Source organism: Mesorhizobium sp. WSM4313 (genome assembly GCF_002294725.1).
In the GTDB taxonomy this organism is placed as follows: domain Bacteria; phylum Pseudomonadota; class Alphaproteobacteria; order Rhizobiales; family Rhizobiaceae; genus Mesorhizobium.
The window spans coordinates 146,431-163,195 of sequence record NZ_NSFT01000003.1; the positions used below are offsets into that span (position 1 = coordinate 146,431).

Here is a 16,765-nt window from a genome sequence, read left to right on the forward strand (position 1 = left end):
CGGCTTGCGCCGCCGGCCCTGTCGGCTGACGATTTGCGAACGCTCAAGCCCGGCGCGTCAGCACGAAATTCTGGCCGCTGGCGCTGGTGCAATTGAGTTGGCTGATGGAGACCATCAGGCAGTTGAAGCTGACCGGCGTCTGGCGGATCAGCGAGGTGCCGTGGATCTCGACCGAGGTCGCTCCGGTCATGGTGTAGCTGCCTTCCGACAGTTTCTGGCCGGTGTCGGTGGCGACGGTGGTGAAGCTGCCGGCCGCGAAGGTCGACAGGCCGGTGCCCTTGGCGTCGATCCAGTTGCCCTCGACGCCCTTCGGCGCCGCCATCGAAGGCTGGTCCGCGGGGCCGGTGGTGGTGCAGGCGGCCGCAGCCAGAAGGCTTGCCGCGGCGCCTGCCGAAAGCAGTTTGCGCGCAATGGTCATTTTGAAAATCCTCTCCTCAGTCCGCCGATACTCAATCGCCCGATTTCCGGGCGATTGCAAGGCGCAGAGGGAGAGCGTCTCCACCGTTTCGCGGAAACGGCGAGCCGCTCTATCCCCTTGTTTTCACGCAAATCCGGACGGAAAACCGTTTCACACTTTTCCTCGAATTGCTCTGGTAGGTCCGGCTGCTATCGGACCAGAATGTTGCGGAACTGCCACGGGTCGTCCTTGTCCAGGTCCTCGGGGAAGAGACCCGGCCGGTTATCCAGCGGCGTCCAGTCGGTGTAGTAGCCCCTGACCGGGCCGAGATAGGGAAGTTGCACTTCGAGGCAGCGCCGGTAGTCCATCTCGTCGGCCTCGACGATGCCGGCGGTCGGGTTCTCCAGCGCCCAGACCATGCCGGCGAGCACAGCCGAGGTGACCTGCAGGCCGGTTGCGTTCTGATAGGGGGCGAGCTTACGCGCCTCGGCCAGCGACAGCTGCGATCCATACCAGTAGGCGTTCTTGTCGTGGCCGTAGAGCAGCACGCCGAGCTCGTCGACGCCGTCGACCAATTCGTTCTCGTCGAGCACGTGGTGGACGGGCTGCGACTTGCCGGCGGCGCCGAACATCTCGTCCAGCGACAGCATGGCGTCGTTGCAAGGATGGTAGGCGTAGTGGCAGGTCGGGCGATACTGGACCTTGCCCTTTTTCGAGCGCACGGTGAAGAAGTCGGCGATCGAGATCGACTCGTTATGCGTCACCAGCAGGCCGTATTGCGCGCCGGGCGTCGGGCACCAGCTGCGCACGCGCGTGTTGGCGCCGGGCTGTTCCAGATAGATCGCCGCTTTGGAGCCGTGCTTGTGCTTCTTGCCGTTCTTAGGCATCCAGTTTTCATGCGTGCCCCAGCCGAGCTCGGCCGGCTGCAGGCCCTCCGAGATGAAGCCTTCGACCGACCAGGTGTTCCAGAACACGTTCATCGGCTTCGGCTTCTTCGTGCGCTGGGTGTCGCGCTCGGCGATATGGATGCCCTTGACGCCGGCCTTCTTCATCAGCCTGGCCCAGGCCTCGCGATCCTCCTGCGCGGGCTCGGAAAACTCGAGACCGAGATCGGTGGCGAGGTTGACCAGCGCCTTCTTGACGAACCACGAGACCATGCCAGGATTGGCGCCGCAGGTGGAGACCGCCGTCGGGCCGCCGGGCTTGTCTTGCTTTTCCTTGATCATCGCCTCGCGCAGCGCATAGTTGGTGCGGCTGGCATTATCGGCCTCGGTGTCGAAATAGAAGCCGAGCCACGGCTCGACGACGGTGTCGATGTAGAGCACGCCGAGCTTGCGGCACAATTTCATCAGGTCCACCGAGCCGGTGTCGACCGACAGGTTGACGCAAAAGCCCTGGCCGCCGCCATTGGTCAGAAGCGGCGTCAGCAGCTTCTTGTAATTCTTCTCGGTCACCGCGTCCTGCATGAAGGCGATGCCGCGCTCGTCGAGCAGCTTGCGGTCGGTGTCGCGCGGGTCGATAACCGTCATGCGCGACTTGTCGAACTTGAAATGGCGCTCGATCAGCGGCAGCGTTCCCCGTCCGATCGAGCCGAAGCCGATCATCACGACAGGGCCGGTGATTTCACCGTAAACGGGCCAGTTTTCGTTCGCCATTTTTTCGCACACTCCTTCAAACACGCGCAAAACCGGGGCCTTTTGCCCGACGGCCAAGCGCTACAACCACAGATCATTGTCATAAACCAGCGAAAAGCACCAACCGCCGGCCAGGCCCGGCTGGCACCTTGGTTAAGGCGTGCAGGCCATGCCGCTGAGGAATTCGACAAGCCGGTCGCGGTCCGCGGTCAGGCCCTTATAGTCGAGTTGTTGCTGATCGAGGGCCAGGAGCTGCTCCGCGAAGGAGACGGCGAGGGCTGCCCGGTCAGGATGGCGAACGAGCAGCTTGAGCGGATCGAGATGGATGCGGATGGTGAAGAGGATGTCGCGCGACAGGGGAAGCTTGCGCAGCGTCTGGCGTTCGACGCGGATGAAGGCGTGGACGTCGACATCGCCGTCGGCGAAGCGGCCCGGGCGGTTCGTGGCGCGGTCGATGCGTTCGACATTGGAGAGCGGATGATAGAGCGCATCGCCGGCCTGGATCGACCAGTTGAAGCGCTCGACCGCCTGGCCCTGCAGGCCGTCGAACATGCGGTTGATGAGCTCGGCCGGCCGCGTGCCGGGTCCGAATCCAGGCACCGGTTTGTGAATCTCCTGCAATGGCTTGCCGAATTTTTCCTGCAGCGACCAAGACGAAGGGAAGCAGAGCGAGCCGGCGGCGAGTCGCCAGCCGCGTTCGTCGCGGCGCATCAGGATCAGGTCTTCCTGGACGAGCAGCGAAGCCTTAGCCAGCGGCGCCTCGCGCAGGGCAGGAGGCAGCCTGTCGCTTGCCGTCTCGAAACCGATCGGCTCGACAACCTCTCCGTTGCGACGATACGTGCCGGGATGCGCGGCTTCGAGATGCGCGACGAGCAGGTCCAGCACTTCGCGCTGAGCCTCGCTTGTGTGGTCTTCCTCGACAAAGACCTTTTCCGGGATTTCCGCATAGAGCCGTTGCTTCTCGGCCAGATGCGGCAGCAGCAATTCATCGACCTCGATCCAGCGGTCGAAGTCGAGCGGCTTCAGCCCGATGGTGAAGAGTTTCGAAGACCCGTCATAGGGCGTGTGCGTCGGCTGGCGAATGGTCATGCCTGTTTGGGTGTTATCCAGTTTATGTCTCCAGCACGGTCAGCCGAGTCGCGCCGGAATCAGCCCGCGCAGCGAGTTACCGACGAAGATCGCCTTCGCCGCCTTCAGATCGTCGAAGCTGTAGATCGCTTCCACGGCGCGGCCTTCGTCCAGAAGCGCGCCGCGCAATATTCCAGGCAAAAGGCCGCAGTCGAGGCGAGGCGTGACAAGCGGGCCGTCGCCGAAATCGGCGAAGAGATTGGTGATCGTGCCCTCGCAGAGCTCGCCGCGCTCGTTGGCCAAAAGCACTTCGTCGGCGCGGGTCGCGAGATATTCGCTGCGCGCCTGCGTGTAGACCTGGCGCAGGCTTGTCTTGTGGCGCAGCAGCGTGTTGGCTGAATCGAGACGGATGCGCGCCAGCTGCAGCCGCCAGACCTTGTCGGCGGGCAGCGGTTCATAGGCTTGAGCGGCGGCTGCCGCTTCGCCATTGCGCTGCAGGGCGAGGCGCACGCGCAAGGCAACTCCCTGTCCGCCGACGGTATTCGAAAGCACCTCACCGATCCGCGCCGGATCGCAGGTGAAGCCGAGTTCAGCGGCGGACGCATAGAGCCTCGCAAGGTGGCGCTCGAAGCGCAGAAAGCCTGTGGCCGGCTCCCAGCGCATGGTCTCGATCAGCTCGAAGCCGGCACCGTTCCCGTCGCGAAGCGAGCTTTCAACAGGCACTCCCGATACTCCTCCTCGGCGGTGGAATCGAAGACGACGCCGCCGCCGACATTGTAGACGGCCTCGCCGTCGGCAAAGAGCGAGATGGTGCGGATCGCCACCGAAAAGCGCATCCTGCCACCCGGCGCGATCCAGCCGATGGCGCCGCAATAGACGTCTCGCGGCGCGTCTTCCAGCTCGTACAGGATTTCCATGGCGCGGATTTTCGGCGCGCCGGTGATCGAGCCGCAGGGGAAGAGCGCGGCGAAGACCTGGCGGATGCCGATGTCGGGCAAAAGCCGCGCCCGCACGCGGCTGACCATCTGGTGCACCGTCGGATAGGTCTCGATGCGGAACAGTTCCGGCACGTCGAGCGTGCCGACTTGGCTGATCAGCGAGATATCGTTGCGCAGAAGGTCGACGATCATCCGGTTCTCGGCCTGGTTCTTCTCGTCGTTGCGAAGGAAGGCCTTCAGCCGGGCGTCTTCGGCCTTGGTCGCGCCGCGCGGCGCGGTGCCTTTCATCGGATGCGTCTCGATCATGCCGTCGGCATCGATCTCGAAGAACAGTTCGGGCGAGCGCGACAGGACGATCGGATCGCCGAGCGAGACCAGCGCGCCGTATTTCACCGGCTGGCGTTCGGTGAGCGCGTCGAAGGCCGCAAGCGAATCTCCGGACCACTGCGCACGGACCGGAAAGGTGAGGTTGCCCTGATAGCAATCGCCCTTGCGGATGTGGTTGTGAAGGCGCGCGAAACGGCCAGCATAGTCCTCGGCCGACCAGGCTGCGCGGGCATCGAAGATTGGACCATTGCTGGCTGACGCCCGTGACTGCGGGACCTCCTCCTCGTCCGGCGCATCGAATACGCCGAGGCAAACCAACGGCGCGCGGCGGCCATCGGGCAGCAGCGGCACCAGTTTCGGCTCGAGCAGGTAACCTGCTTCGTAGGAGAAATAGCCCGCCAGCCATTTGCCGGAGTCGGAGGCGGCCTGGGCCCTTTCAAGCGCAGGCCCGAACTCTTCAGCCTCGTGCGCGACGATGATCTCATCCGGCCGGTCGAAGACCAGCTGACGAGCGGTCGCGTCGTTGCGGAAAATGGCTGCGGGCAGGGACATGAGCCTCGGATGCGGACAATTCAGCCGACCGCTCTATATGGGGGTTCGGCGTGGCGCAATCGAGGGAACGGCGTCGCGCGCCGCAAAGGCGGCTGGGCCAAAACAAAGACGGCGCCCGTGAGGACGCCGCCTTGCTTCAACAAGCGGATTGTTCAGCTGTTGCTTGCGGTTCCGGCCGTCGGGAACTGGCTGGCGAATTCGGCCTCGTTGCCCGAAGCCAGCAATTTTGCCTGCTCGATCCACTTTTCACGCGCGATGCGGCCGTCGAAATTGAGCACCTCCTCGATGCGTTTGACGTCGGCGGCGGTCCAGGCGGCGATCTGGGCGTAGGTGGTGACGCCTTGGCCTTTGAGCAGCCTTTCATTGACCGGCCCGATGCCGATGAGGCGGCGCAGATTGTCTGCCTTGCCGGACGCGGCCTGCGGCGCTGCCGCCTTCTTTGCCGCGGGCGCTGCCGCCTTCTTCGGCGCGGCGGCTTTGGCCGCCGGCTTCGGTGCCGCTGCAGTCTTCGTTGCGGCCGGCTTCTTTGCAGCGGCGGGCTTTGCGGGCCCGGCCTTTGCCGTCGCCGATGTCGTCGGCATCAGCGCCGACGGCGCCGGCGTGGCGGCCTTGTCGGCGCCGGCCTTGGCGGAAGGCGTATCACGTAGCCGGCTTTCGAGATCGGCGCGGGCACGGCCGCTGGCGTCGAGCTCGCCCTTCAACCGATCGCTGTCGGCGCGCAGCCTGTCGCGCTCGCTCCGCGTGCGGTCGAGATCGCCACGCACGCTGTCGAGCTCGCCGCGCAGACGGCCCCAGATGAACCAGCCGACCAGGATACCCACAACGAACGCCAGGAGCATGTAGAAAAAAGTGCTCATTTCCCTCTCCAGTCCGATCTGTCGGCCGAGGCCCGGAAAGGCGAGCTCACGCCAGGGATCGTCAAAGGTTCCGTGATCGGCGCAATCGCCGGCTTCAATCGAGCCATCGGCGTTGGCCTTGTCCGAAGCCGACGGCCGTCATCGCATTCGCCGTGGCGGCGCGACCAGCCATCTCTGGCCTGCGCGATGCATCCGGCTGAGCTTGAGGCCGGACGCTATCATATGGCTTGTCGAAAGCCAGTTGAAAAATGCGCCGGAGAGTTATTCAAGAACAGCTATTTAGGGCAAGAATAGATTCTTGCTAATATGCGTCTTGGCTAAACTATAGCTGCCGATGCGCCCTTCGTTGCTGTTCACCTCTCGAGCGCTTCCAACTCGTCGATCAGCGAACCAATCACGCCAAGGCCGATCTGCCAGAAAGCGGGATCGGTGGCGTCGAGGCCGAAGGGCGCCAGAAGCTCCGAATGATGCTTCGTGCCGCCGGCGCGCAGCATCTCGAAATACTTCTCCTGAAATCCGCGCTCGGCATTCTGGTAGACGGCGTAGAGCGAATTCACCAGGCAATCGCCGAAGGCATAGGCATAGACGTAGAAAGGCGAGTGGATGAAGTGCGGGATGTAGGTCCAGAAGACCTCGTAGCCCTCGCGCAGCTTGATCGCCGGCCCCAGGCTCTCGGCCTGCACCTCCAGCCAGAATTCGCCGAGCCTGTCCGAGGTCAGCTCGCCGTTCTTGCGCTCGGCATGCACCTTGCGCTCAAACTCGTAGAAGGCGATCTGGCGCACGACGGTGTTGATCATGTCCTCGACCTTCTGGGCAAGCATGGCCTTGCGCTCGCGGCGGTCAGCGGTCTGCTCGAGCAGCGAACGGAAGGTCAGCATCTCGCCGAAGACGGAGGCGGTCTCGGCCAGCGTCAGCGGCGTCGAGGCCATCAGCGCGCCCTGGCCGGCGGCCAGCACCTGGTGCACGCCATGGCCGAGCTCATGCGCTAGCGTCATCACATCGCGCGGCTTGCCCATGTAGTTCAGCAGCACATAAGGATGCGCCGACGGCACCGTCGGATGGGCGAAGGCGCCGGGCGACTTGCCCGGCCGCACCGGCGCGTCGATCCATCTGCGATCGAAAAAGCCGCGGGCGATCTCGGCCATGTCGGGCGAGAAGCGCTGATAGGCGGAAAGCACCGTGTCCTTGGCGTCGTCCCAGCGGATCACCGCCTGCGGCGTCTCCGGCAGCGGCGCGTTGCGGTCCCAATGGTTCATCACCTCCATGCCGAGCCAGCGCGCCTTCATCGCGTAATAGCGATGCGACAGCCGCGGATAGGCCTCGCGCACCGCCGCGGCCAGCGCGTCGACGACGTCGCGCTCGACGCGGTTGGCGAGGTGGCGCGAGTCGGCGATGTCCTGGAATCCGCGCCAGCGATCGGAGATTTCCTTATCCTTGGCTAAGGTATTGGTGATGAGGGTGAAGGTGCGCAGGTTCTTGCGGAAGGTCGCCGCGAGCGCCTCGGAAGCACGGCGCCGCACCTCGCCATTGGCATCCTGCAGTCGGTTCAGCGCCGGCTCGAGCGTCAGCTCCTCGCCGTCGACGTCGAAGCGCAGGTCGGTCATCGTCTCGTCGAACAGGCGGTTCCAGGCGCCCCGCCCGGTGACCGACTTTTCGTGGAACAACTGCTCGACGCGATCTTCGAGCTGGTAGGGCTTGTCCTTCCTGAGGTCGAGCACCCAAGGCCGGTAGTGGCCGAAGTCCTTGTCGGCGGCTAAGGCGTTCTCGATCGCCGCATCGTCGATCAGGTTCAGCTCGAGCGCGAAGAACAGGAGATGGGCGCTGGCGTCCGTCATCTTTTCCTGGACGTCGCCATAGAGCTTGGCGCGCTGCGGATCGGCGGTGTTGCCGGCATAGACGAGCCCGGCATAGGAGACGATGCGGCCGATCAGTTCCTCGAGCGCCTCATAGGTTTTCAGCGCCTCGCCAAGCCGGCCGGCGCCGCCGCGCCCGGCCTCGGTGGCCAAAGTGCCCTTCCAGCGGGCTTCGAAGGCAATGGCGTCGCTGGCCGCCTTGGCGATGTCGCGCTTCAACTCGGGCGCTTCCATGCCCGAATAGAGATCGGCGAGATTCCACTCCGGCAGGTCGCCAAGCTCCGCCGCGCCCTGGCCGGACGCTGGGGCCGCAAGCCGCCGGCCAAACATCATGCGCATCGACAATACCTTCTTTGAACCAAGGCCAGAATCAAAGGGAAAGGAGAAGCCGGTCAAATCCTAAGGAATTCGTTCACCGGGTTTTTTGAAACCTTATTTAGAACCCTGTGCCAAGATGATCCATGGGATTTTCTCGGGCGGACAACTCAAACAGTCATGACAGGTTCCATACTCATAGTCGATGACGATCCGGTGCAGCGCAGGCTGGTCGAGGCCGCGTTGACCAAGTTCGGCCACACCGCGATCGTCACGGATAGCGGCGCCGCCGGCCTCGACGTGCTCGACGGGCCGAACGCGCGCGAGGTCTCGGTCGTCATTCTCGATCTCGTCATGCCCGGCCTCGACGGCATCGGCGTGCTGAAGGCGATGCGCGAGCGCGCCATCAACATCCCCGTCATCGTGCAGACCGCCCAGGGCGGAATCGAAACCGTCGTCTCGGCGATGCGGCACGGCGCCTTCGACTTCGTCGTCAAGCCGGCCTCGCCTGACAGGCTGCAGACCGCGATCTCCAACGCGCTCAAGGTGGAAGCCGTCGAGGACGAGATGAAGCGTGCGTCGCGGCGGCGCGGCGGCGGCCACCTCACCTTCAAGGACATGATCACGCGCAGCCCGGCAATGGACCGCGTGATACGCCTCGGGCAGAAGGCGGCGGCCTCCAACATCCCAATCCTGATCGAGGGCGAATCCGGCGTCGGCAAGGAACTGGTGGCGCGCGCCATCCAGGGCAGCGGCGACCGCCGCTCAAAGCCCTTCGTCACCGTCAATTGCGGCGCTATCCCCGACAATCTGGTCGAATCGATCCTGTTCGGCCATGAGAAGGGCTCCTTCACCGGCGCAACGGACAAGCACATCGGCAAGTTCGTCGAGGCGAATTCCGGTACGCTGTTCCTCGACGAGATCGGCGACCTGCCGCTCGACGTCCAGGTCAAGCTTTTGCGTGCCGTGCAGGAAGGCGAGGTCGATCCGGTCGGCGGCCGCTCGACCGTCAAGGTCGATATAAGGCTGATCTCGGCCACGCACCGCAACCTTCTGCAGCAGGTGAAGGACGGCAAGTTCCGCGAGGACCTGTTCTACCGGCTGAACGTCTACCCGATCTTCGTGCCGCCGCTGCGCGACCGCCGCGACGACATTCCCTACCTGGTCCGGCATTTCATGGAAAAGGTCGCTCCGACCGATCCGCGCCGCCGCCTTGCCGGCATATCGGCCACGGCGCTTGCGATGCTCCAGGCCTATGACTGGCCGGGCAACATCCGCCAGCTGGAGAATGCGGTCTTCCGGGCGTCGGTGCTTGCCGAGGGCGACGTGCTGACCGAGGAGGAATTCCCGCAGATCCGTGCGCAGGTGGAAGGAACGGTCAATCTCGGAGCGGAACCGGCATCCGCCATCGCCGATACCGTTGCGGACACGACTCGGCAAGGGGATGAGACTGTCGCAGATGCAATGGGAGCCGGCTTGTCCGACGGCGAAGCGTCAGCCAGGCCGCAGCCGCGTTTCGGAACGCTCCGTGCGCTCGATGAGCGCGGCAATGTGCGGGCGCTGGCCGACGTCGAGCTCGAGATGATCAAGCTTGCGATCGACCATTACAACGGCCAGATGAGCGAAGTCGCCCGGCGATTGGGCATCGGCCGCTCGACGCTCTACCGCAAGTTGAAGGAATATGGCATTGATCCCGAAGCTGGTCGCGTCGACCGGCTTGCCTCATGAGGGGCAAGCCTCGAACCAGCTTGCCTGCCTAAAATCCGAATCAAATTGTCGCTTTTGACCTGAAAACGCTGGGTTTTCAGCGGTTGGCGTTGCCGAGGATCACGCATTAACGCTAACGGTAACAGATCGTGTTCTCGGCGAGGCCGGATTCTTGATATAAACCAGCGGTTTACCACGAAATGCTGTGCATCATTTTTGACGGGATATCGCCACGGTGTTACCGCATTTCGGCTTCAATAAACGATGATTAACCATTAGGATCGATATTCGGATGTGAAAACGACGCATCCGTTTGGTCAAATCCGGGGACAAACGGCAGCCTGCAAGGCCATTTGATTTGAACAAAGTCGAACGACACAACAACGGGCGGCATTTTCACATGAGCGTCTGGCCGAGGTGGCTGGCGTTCGTGATTTTGGCCGTCGGTTTTCTGTCCGCGGCGACGTCGGGCGCCCGGGCCGAGGTTCGTACGCTCAAGCTCTATCACCTGCACACCCACGAGAAGGCCGAGATCGTCTACAAGCGCAATGGTCGCTACGATCCCGAAGGCCTGCGCAAGATCAACATCATCCTGCGCGACTGGCGCCGCAACGAGCCGACCAAGATGGACCCGCGGCTGCTCGACCTCGTCTGGGAAGCCTATCGCGAAAGCGGCGCGACCGACTATATCCAGGTCGTCTGCGGCTATCGCTCGCCGTCGACCAACGCGCTGTTGCGCTCGCGCAGCCGCGGCGTCGCCGAGAAGAGCCAGCACATGCTAGGCAAGGCGATGGATTTCTACATCCCCGGCGTGCCGTTGAAGAAACTGCGCAACATCGGCCTCAAGATGCAGGGCGGCGGCGTCGGCTATTACCCGACTTCCGGTTCGCCCTTCGTGCATATGGATGTCGGCAACGTGCGCCATTGGCCGGGCATCAGCCGCCAGGAACTGGTCAGCCTGTTCCCCAACGGCAAGACGCTGCATGTGCCGAGCGACGGACGCCCGCTGCCCGGCTATGAGCAAGCAGTGGCAGCGTATCAGGCCCGCAAGGGGGCCGGCACCCCGAACATCGAACTGGCCAGCGCCGGCGGCTCGACCAAGCGCTCCGGCGGCCTGCTTGCGGCCTTGTTCGGCGGCGGTGCCGACGAGGCCGACGACGCCGCCGACGAAAGTGCCCCGGCGCCCCAGCGGAAAGCCGTGAAGCAGGTTCAGGTCGCTACTGCTGCCACGGCACGCGACAGCAATCTTCCGGGCATCGCGATTGTTTCGCCGAAGGATGCCAAGCGCGCCAGCATCCCGCAGATCGCGGATGACGGCGCCGACGAGCAACAGCAGGATACGCCGGAGACGATCATCGCCGCCCTGCCGCCCAAGGAAATCCCGCTGCCCGATTTCGCGCCGCGTCCGAAGGTTGATGTCGGCCAGCAGACGCCGCAGAACGTGCCGTTCGCCATGGCGGATGCCTCGGCGACGACGGAGCAGGCGGTTTCGACTGCGCAGGCGCCGGTGCCGGACAAGGTTCCGTTCGCCACGGCCAGCGCCGCCGAGGCCGCGAGCACCGATCCGGCCCAGGTAGCGGTCAACAACATCCCGCTGCCAACCTGGCGTCCCGACCGCTCGGCGACGCCGGCCGATCTGGCGCCGAAGGACAAGAGCGTGCTTCTGGCGCTGGCCGAAACCGCTTCGCAGGACAAGAGCGCGACCGACGCGTTCTCCGTGCTGCCGACCGCCCGGCCGCAGCCCGGCAAGCAGGACGAGGTCAAAGCCGTCCTCGAACAGGCCAATGCCACCGTCGAGGCCGATGGCGTCGGCGTCGCCGAATATCAGCTTGCGTCGCTGACCGAGCCGGAGCCGCGCTCCGCGTTCAACGACCCGTCGGGCGTCGATGCGGCCTCGCCGCGCCAGGCCATTGCCGCGCTCCCGGCCGGGAGCGATCCGGCGCAGGCAATTGGCGCCGGCGTGAAGACGACGGCCAAGGAAGCCAGGGCGTCTGCCCACGATCTGAAGCCCGGGCCCAAGGCCATGGTGGTGGCGACGCCGCCGCAAGCCGCGCGCTGGGCGCTGGGCAGCGGCGTCAACATTGCCACGGTATCCGACCCGACGACAGCGCCGCGCTATGCCTACAACATCGTGCATACGCCGCCGAGCGAAGTGTATACGGCCGGCTTCCAGGCGGATGGCGGGGTGCCGGACGCAAGCCGGTTCACGGGCAACGCGGTGAAGTTCCTCTCGGTCGCGCGTTTCCAGACGAAATAGGCGAGCCAGCGTGGCCGCTGAAAAGCCGCGTTGGCCCGCCAGCGCGGCTTTTGCTTTATGGCGGCGGACCGATTACTTCTTGAGCTTGCTTGCCTCACGCGCCAGCGCTTCGATCTCGTCCCACTTGCCGGCCTTGATGAGATCGTCGGGCGCGACCCAGGAGCCGCCGACGCAGACGACGTTCGGCAGGCTCAGATAGTCGGCGGCGTTCTTGGCCGTGATGCCGCCGGTCGGGCAGAATTTCACGTCGGCCAGCGGCGAGGCGAAGGCTTTCAGCGAAGCGATGCCGCCGGACTGCTCGGCCGGGAAAAATTTCAGGAAGCGCAGGCCGGCTTCGCGGGCGGCCATGATCTCGCCGGGCGTGATGGCGCCGGGCAAAAGCGGCACCTGGCTGTCCTTGGCAGCGTCGAGAAGCTGGCTGGTGATGCCTGGGCTGACGATGAATTTCGAGCCGGCGGCGGCCGCTTCATCGAACTGCCTGGCATCGAGAATGGTGCCGGCGCCGACAACCGCGTCCTCAACCTCGGCCGCGACGCGGCGGATCGCCTCCAGCGCGCCGGCGGTGCGCAGCGTGATCTCGATGGCCCGCAAGCCGCCGCGCGACAAAGCGCGGGCGAGCGGCACCGCATCGGCGACATTGGCAATCTTGAGCACCGGGATGACCGGCTGACCATTGAGGAGCGACAGGAGCTTTTCGGTCTTGCTGGTCATGTGCTGGTCTCCAATTCGATCGTTTTAAACCGATTAGCAGAAGGGTTCGCTCAAGTCCACGGAGCCCAGCGTGTCGCTATGCCGCGCAACGGGTCGTGCGCCGCGTGAACTTTCTTTGCCTTGAAACAGCTTTGACCACAGTCTAGTGGCATGGCCATGACGACAACCAAGGAAATTCAGCCCATCCGTGTCGCCGCGCTTTACAAATTCGCGCGGCTCGACGGATACGAGGCCTTGCGCGCGCCGCTCGCCGCCTTCTGTTGCGGGCGCGGCATCAAGGGCACGCTGCTGCTGGCGCATGAAGGCATCAACGGCACCGTCGCCGGCAGCGAGGAGGCGATCGCCTCGCTCATCGACCATCTCCAGGCCATCGAAAACCTAGCAGGTCTGGAAGTCAAATACAGCAGCGCCGCAGAGATGCCGTTCCACCGCATGAAGGTGCGGCTGAAGCGCGAGATCGTCACCATGGGCGTCGAGGACATCGATCCGAAGGCGAGCGCCGGCACCTATGTCGCGCCGGCCGACTGGAACGCGCTGATATCGGATGCCGACACGCTCGTCATCGACACGCGCAACGCCTACGAAGTCTCGCTCGGCACTTTCCGGGGCGCGGTCGATCCCAAGACCACCAGCTTCCGCGAGTTCCCCGCCTGGGTCGAGCAGCATCGTGGAGAGCTCGATGGCCGCAAGGTGGCGATGTTCTGCACCGGCGGCATTCGCTGCGAGAAGGCGACGGCCTATGTGAAGTCGCTCGGCCTCAAAAACGTTTTCCATCTCAAGGGCGGCATCCTGAAATATCTGGAGGACGTGCCGGCCGAAGAGAGCCTCTGGCAAGGCGAATGTTTCGTGTTCGACGAGCGGGTCTCCGTCTCGCATGGTCTGGTCGAGGGGGAAGCGGAGCTCTGCCGGGCCTGCCGGCATCCGCTGACGGTCGAGGACCGGCTGTCGCCGAAATACGCAATCGGCGTCTCATGCCCGCATTGCTTTGAAGTGCGGTCCGACGAGGATCGCGAGCGCTATGCCGAACGCCACCGCCAGGTCGAGCTGGCGCAAGCGCGCGGCGGCAAGCGCCATATCGGCAATTAGAGCGGCCAGCTCTGCGAGCGAAAAGCTGCCCCCGTCATTGTAATGTCGATGCACGGGGCCTACCTCTTGCCGGTCCGAAACCCTGCCCGGGCGCGTTCGGCCGGGCCCATTCTGGAGGCATTGATGCTCGATCCCAAGAAGCTGCTCGACGACCTTCTCGGCTCGCAAATCCCCGGGACCGGCTCGACTGTCCGTGACAAGGCGGGGCAGGCGGTGCAGATGGCAAAGGACAATCCGCTCGCCGCCGGCGCGCTGGCAGCCGTGCTGCTCGGCACCGGCACTGGCCGGCAGGTCACGGGCGCGGCCGTCAAGCTCGGCGGCCTGGCTGCGATCGGAGGCCTCGCCTATAAGGCTTATCAGAACTACAAGGCCGGCAAGGAGCCGGCGCAGGCGCCGGCCGCCGGCGAGCCGGAGCTGCTGCCGCCGCCGGCCGACACCGCCTTCCATCCCTCGCAGGCGCCGCAGGGCGAGGCCGAGTTCACGCTGACGCTGGTCAGGGCGATGATCTCGGCGGCGAAGGCCGACGGCCATGTCGACGATGACGAGCGCAAGAAGATCGCCGACAAGCTCAAGCTCGCGGGCATGGGCGCCGAAGCGGAAAAATTCCTGCTTGCGGAGCTCGAAAGCCCGCTCGATCTCGACGCGCTGATCGCCGGCGCCAAGACCGATGCGCAGAAGCTCGAACTCTACACCGCCTCGCGGCTCACCATCGATCCCGACACGCGCACCGAGCGCGGTTATCTCGACCTGCTCGCCGGCCGCCTCGGCCTGCCGGACGCCCTGGTCGATCATGTCGAGGCGACGGTTTCGGCGGCCAAGGTGCCGGCGGGAACGGCGTCCAATTCACCGTGGTGATTCGGCGTGGTAAACGTCCTTCGGGGACGCCTTGCCGGTCGTTAATCTTCCGTTAACCCAGCAAGCGCATCATTCTAATCAGTCGGACCGGCTTTTCTTCCTCCCAAGCGCGGTTCAGATCGGGGCGGTCGCCAATGGCCGCCCTTTTTGTTGGCCTTTCTTTATTGCCAACAGCGGCTTGCCATGACCCCATGCATTTGCGATGCCACGTCTTTCCATCCATGACCGGAGGACGGCGATGACAGCCATAGCAGAGAAGACCGCCATCGTTACCGGCGCCGGCACCGGCATCGGCAAGAGCGTCGCGGCGGCGCTGCTCAAGGCAGGCTGGAACACGGTGTTCTGCGGCCGCCGCAAGACGCTGCTGGATGAGGCGATCGCAGAGGCGGGGAAGACGCAGGCCAAGGCATTGGCCATCGCCTGCGACATCAGCAAGGCCGAGGAAGTCGACGACATGTTCGAGACCGTGCTCGAAGGCTTCGGCCGCGTCGACCTGCTCTTCAACAATGCCGGCATGGGCTACAAGTCGACGCTGATCGACGAGATTCCGGTCGAGGTGTGGAACGACGTCGTCGGCGTCAATCTCACCGGATCGTTCCTGTGCGCTCGCGCAGCCTTCGGTGCGATGCGGCGGCAGAAGCCGATGGGCGGCCGGATCATCAACAACGGCTCGGTGTCGGCCTATGCACCGCGCCCGGGCTCAGCGCCCTATACGGCGACCAAGCACGCGATCACCGGGCTCACGAAGACGCTGGCACTTGACGGCCGGCCCTTCGATATCGCCTGCGGCCAGATCGACATCGGCAATGCGCTGACCGAGATGGCGCAGCCGATGACGGTGGGCGTGCCGCAGGCCAATGGTTCGATCGCCGCCGAAGCGGTGATGGATGTGCAGCGCGTCGCCGACGCGGTGCTGCATATGGCCAGCCTGCCACTCGACGCCAACGTGTTGTTCATGACGGTGATGGCGACGAAGATGCCATTCGTCGGGCGCGGATGAGCGCTTGATCGATCACTTGTTCAGGAACGCCTCGATCCGCTCCAGCGCGCGCAGGATGTTCTCCTCCGAATTGGCATAGGAAAGCCGGATATAGCCTTCGCCGAGAACGCCGAAATCGGGGCCGCCGATGAGCGCCACGCCGGCGTCTTCCAACAGCGCCGAGGCGAGCTTCTTCGCCTTCCAGCCAGTCTTCGAGACATTGGGGAAGGCATAGAAGGCGCCCTTCGGCGTGATGCAGGAAATGCCCGGGAGCGCGTTCAGCCCTTCGACCACGATCTTCCTGCGATTGTCGAAGGCGCGCATCATCTTTTCGACATCGTCCTGCGGACCGTCGATCGCGGCGATGCCGGCGAACTGGCTCGGCGCGTTGACGCAGGACCAGCAGTTCACCGCCAGCTTGCGAACCTTGTCATAGAGATGCGCGCCCTTGTCGCCGTTCGGCCAGATCGACCAGCCCATGCGCCAGCCGGTCATCGCCCAGGTCTTCGACCAGCCGTTGAGCACGATCAGCCGGTCGCGGATCTCGGGGAAATTGAGTAGCGAGCAGTGGGTCTCGCCGTCATAGGTCATGACGTCGTAGATCTCGTCGGACATGATGGCGACCTCAGGGTGCTTCTCCAGGCCCTTGACCAGCTTCTCGATCTCGGCCCGCGGGGTAACGCCGCCGGTCGGATTGGCGGGCGAGTTGAGGATCAGCAGCCTGGTCCTGGGCGTGATCAGCGCCAGCGTCTCGTCGGCCGAGAAGGCAAAGCCGTTCTCCTCGCGGATCGGAACCGGCACCGGAGTGGCGCCGGTGAACTCGATCATCGAGCGGTAGATCGGAAAGCCGGGATCGGGGTAGAGGATCTCGGTGCCGGCCTCGCCGAACATCAGGATCGCGGCGAACATGGTCGGCTTGCCGCCGGGCAGGATCATCACGTTCTCGGGCGACACCTCGACGCCGGTGGTGGTCAGCGTGCGGCGCACGACGGCCTCGCGGGTGGCCAAGAGGCCGTTTGCCGGCGTGTAGCCATGGTGGCCGTCGCGCAGCGCCTTGATCGCCGCCTCGACGATGTGCTGCGGCGTCTTGAAGTCGGGCTGGCCGATGCCGAGGTTGACGATGTCGCGACCCTGATGGGCAAGCGCGGTGGCCCTCGCCAGCACCGCGAAGGCATTTTCCTCGCCGAGACGGTCGAAGGCCGCGATCGTGTGGAGCATTTTTCCCGATC

Annotated in this window: 14 protein-coding genes; 5 read left to right on the plus strand and 9 right to left on the minus strand. The window is 64.6% G+C overall.

Features of this window, described 5'->3' with window-relative positions; translation table 11 throughout:
* Positions 1-43: 43 nt before the first annotated feature.
* The 7 genes from CK219_RS08535 to CK219_RS08565 form a co-directional block, all read right to left on the minus strand.
* Positions 44-418, minus strand: a complete 375-nt coding sequence (locus CK219_RS08535) for a hypothetical protein (protein ID WP_095766333.1) — start codon at positions 416-418, stop codon at positions 44-46.
* Between the two features lie 188 nt (positions 419-606).
* The gene (locus CK219_RS08540; protein WP_095766334.1) at positions 607-2,052 is read right to left on the minus strand and encodes a homospermidine synthase; all 1,446 of its coding nucleotides are present in this window, start codon (positions 2,050-2,052) and stop codon (positions 607-609) included.
* Between the two features lie 132 nt (positions 2,053-2,184).
* Positions 2,185-3,120: a DUF3445 domain-containing protein gene (locus tag CK219_RS08545; protein ID WP_095766335.1), complete on the minus strand. Its 936-nt coding sequence runs from the start codon at positions 3,118-3,120 to the stop codon at positions 2,185-2,187.
* Between the two features lie 39 nt (positions 3,121-3,159).
* Positions 3,160-3,822 carry an aminotransferase class IV family protein gene (locus CK219_RS08550; RefSeq protein ID WP_095766336.1) on the minus strand — a complete coding sequence of 221 codons (663 nt, stop codon included), beginning with the start codon at positions 3,820-3,822 and terminating at the stop codon, positions 3,160-3,162.
* A complete protein-coding gene (locus tag CK219_RS08555) occupies positions 3,771-4,916 on the minus strand; it encodes an aminodeoxychorismate synthase component I (RefSeq protein ID WP_095766337.1) in 1,146 nt (381 codons plus the stop codon). The genes CK219_RS08550 and CK219_RS08555 overlap by 52 nt, the downstream gene beginning before the upstream one ends.
* A gap of 152 nt (positions 4,917-5,068) precedes the next feature.
* Positions 5,069-5,773: a proton-conducting membrane transporter gene (locus tag CK219_RS08560; protein WP_095766338.1), complete on the minus strand. Its 705-nt coding sequence runs from the start codon at positions 5,771-5,773 to the stop codon at positions 5,069-5,071.
* A 353-nt stretch (positions 5,774-6,126) separates the two neighbouring features.
* Positions 6,127-7,965 carry a M3 family oligoendopeptidase gene (locus CK219_RS08565; protein WP_176476968.1) on the minus strand — a complete coding sequence of 613 codons (1,839 nt, stop codon included), beginning with the start codon at positions 7,963-7,965 and terminating at the stop codon, positions 6,127-6,129.
* A gap of 156 nt (positions 7,966-8,121) precedes the next feature.
* On the opposite strand from CK219_RS08565, the gene CK219_RS08570 reads away from it, so the two are divergent.
* Both CK219_RS08570 and CK219_RS08575 read left to right on the plus strand, forming a co-directional pair.
* On the plus strand, positions 8,122-9,669 hold the full coding sequence (locus CK219_RS08570) for a sigma-54 dependent transcriptional regulator (RefSeq protein ID WP_095766339.1): 1,548 nt from the start codon (positions 8,122-8,124) through the stop codon (positions 9,667-9,669).
* A gap of 379 nt (positions 9,670-10,048) precedes the next feature.
* A complete protein-coding gene (locus tag CK219_RS08575) occupies positions 10,049-11,905 on the plus strand; it encodes a DUF882 domain-containing protein (RefSeq protein WP_095766340.1) in 1,857 nt (618 codons plus the stop codon).
* Positions 11,906-11,977: 72 nt separating this feature from the next.
* On the opposite strand, the gene CK219_RS08580 is transcribed toward CK219_RS08575, so the two are convergent.
* Positions 11,978-12,616 (minus strand): 2-dehydro-3-deoxy-phosphogluconate aldolase, encoded by a 639-nt coding sequence (locus CK219_RS08580; RefSeq protein WP_095766341.1) that lies wholly within the window; start codon positions 12,614-12,616, stop codon positions 11,978-11,980.
* Positions 12,617-12,772: 156 nt separating this feature from the next.
* Here CK219_RS08580 and CK219_RS08585 point away from each other — a divergent pair, with 156 nt between their 5' ends.
* The 3 genes from CK219_RS08585 (at position 12,773) to CK219_RS08595 (ending at position 15,557) form a co-directional block, all read left to right on the plus strand.
* Positions 12,773-13,702 carry a rhodanese-related sulfurtransferase gene (locus tag CK219_RS08585; protein WP_095766706.1) on the plus strand — a complete coding sequence of 310 codons (930 nt, stop codon included), beginning with the start codon at positions 12,773-12,775 and terminating at the stop codon, positions 13,700-13,702.
* A 123-nt stretch (positions 13,703-13,825) separates the two neighbouring features.
* Positions 13,826-14,557 carry a tellurite resistance TerB family protein gene (locus CK219_RS08590; RefSeq protein ID WP_095766707.1) on the plus strand — a complete coding sequence of 244 codons (732 nt, stop codon included), beginning with the start codon at positions 13,826-13,828 and terminating at the stop codon, positions 14,555-14,557.
* A 238-nt stretch (positions 14,558-14,795) separates the two neighbouring features.
* Positions 14,796-15,557 (plus strand): SDR family oxidoreductase, encoded by a 762-nt coding sequence (locus CK219_RS08595; protein ID WP_095766342.1) that lies wholly within the window; start codon positions 14,796-14,798, stop codon positions 15,555-15,557.
* A gap of 12 nt (positions 15,558-15,569) precedes the next feature.
* Here CK219_RS08595 and CK219_RS08600 read toward each other — a convergent pair whose 3' ends face one another.
* Entirely contained in the window at positions 15,570-16,754 is a 1,185-nt protein-coding gene (locus tag CK219_RS08600; RefSeq protein ID WP_095766343.1) for a pyridoxal phosphate-dependent aminotransferase, read from the minus strand.
* Positions 16,755-16,765 lie beyond the last annotated feature (11 nt).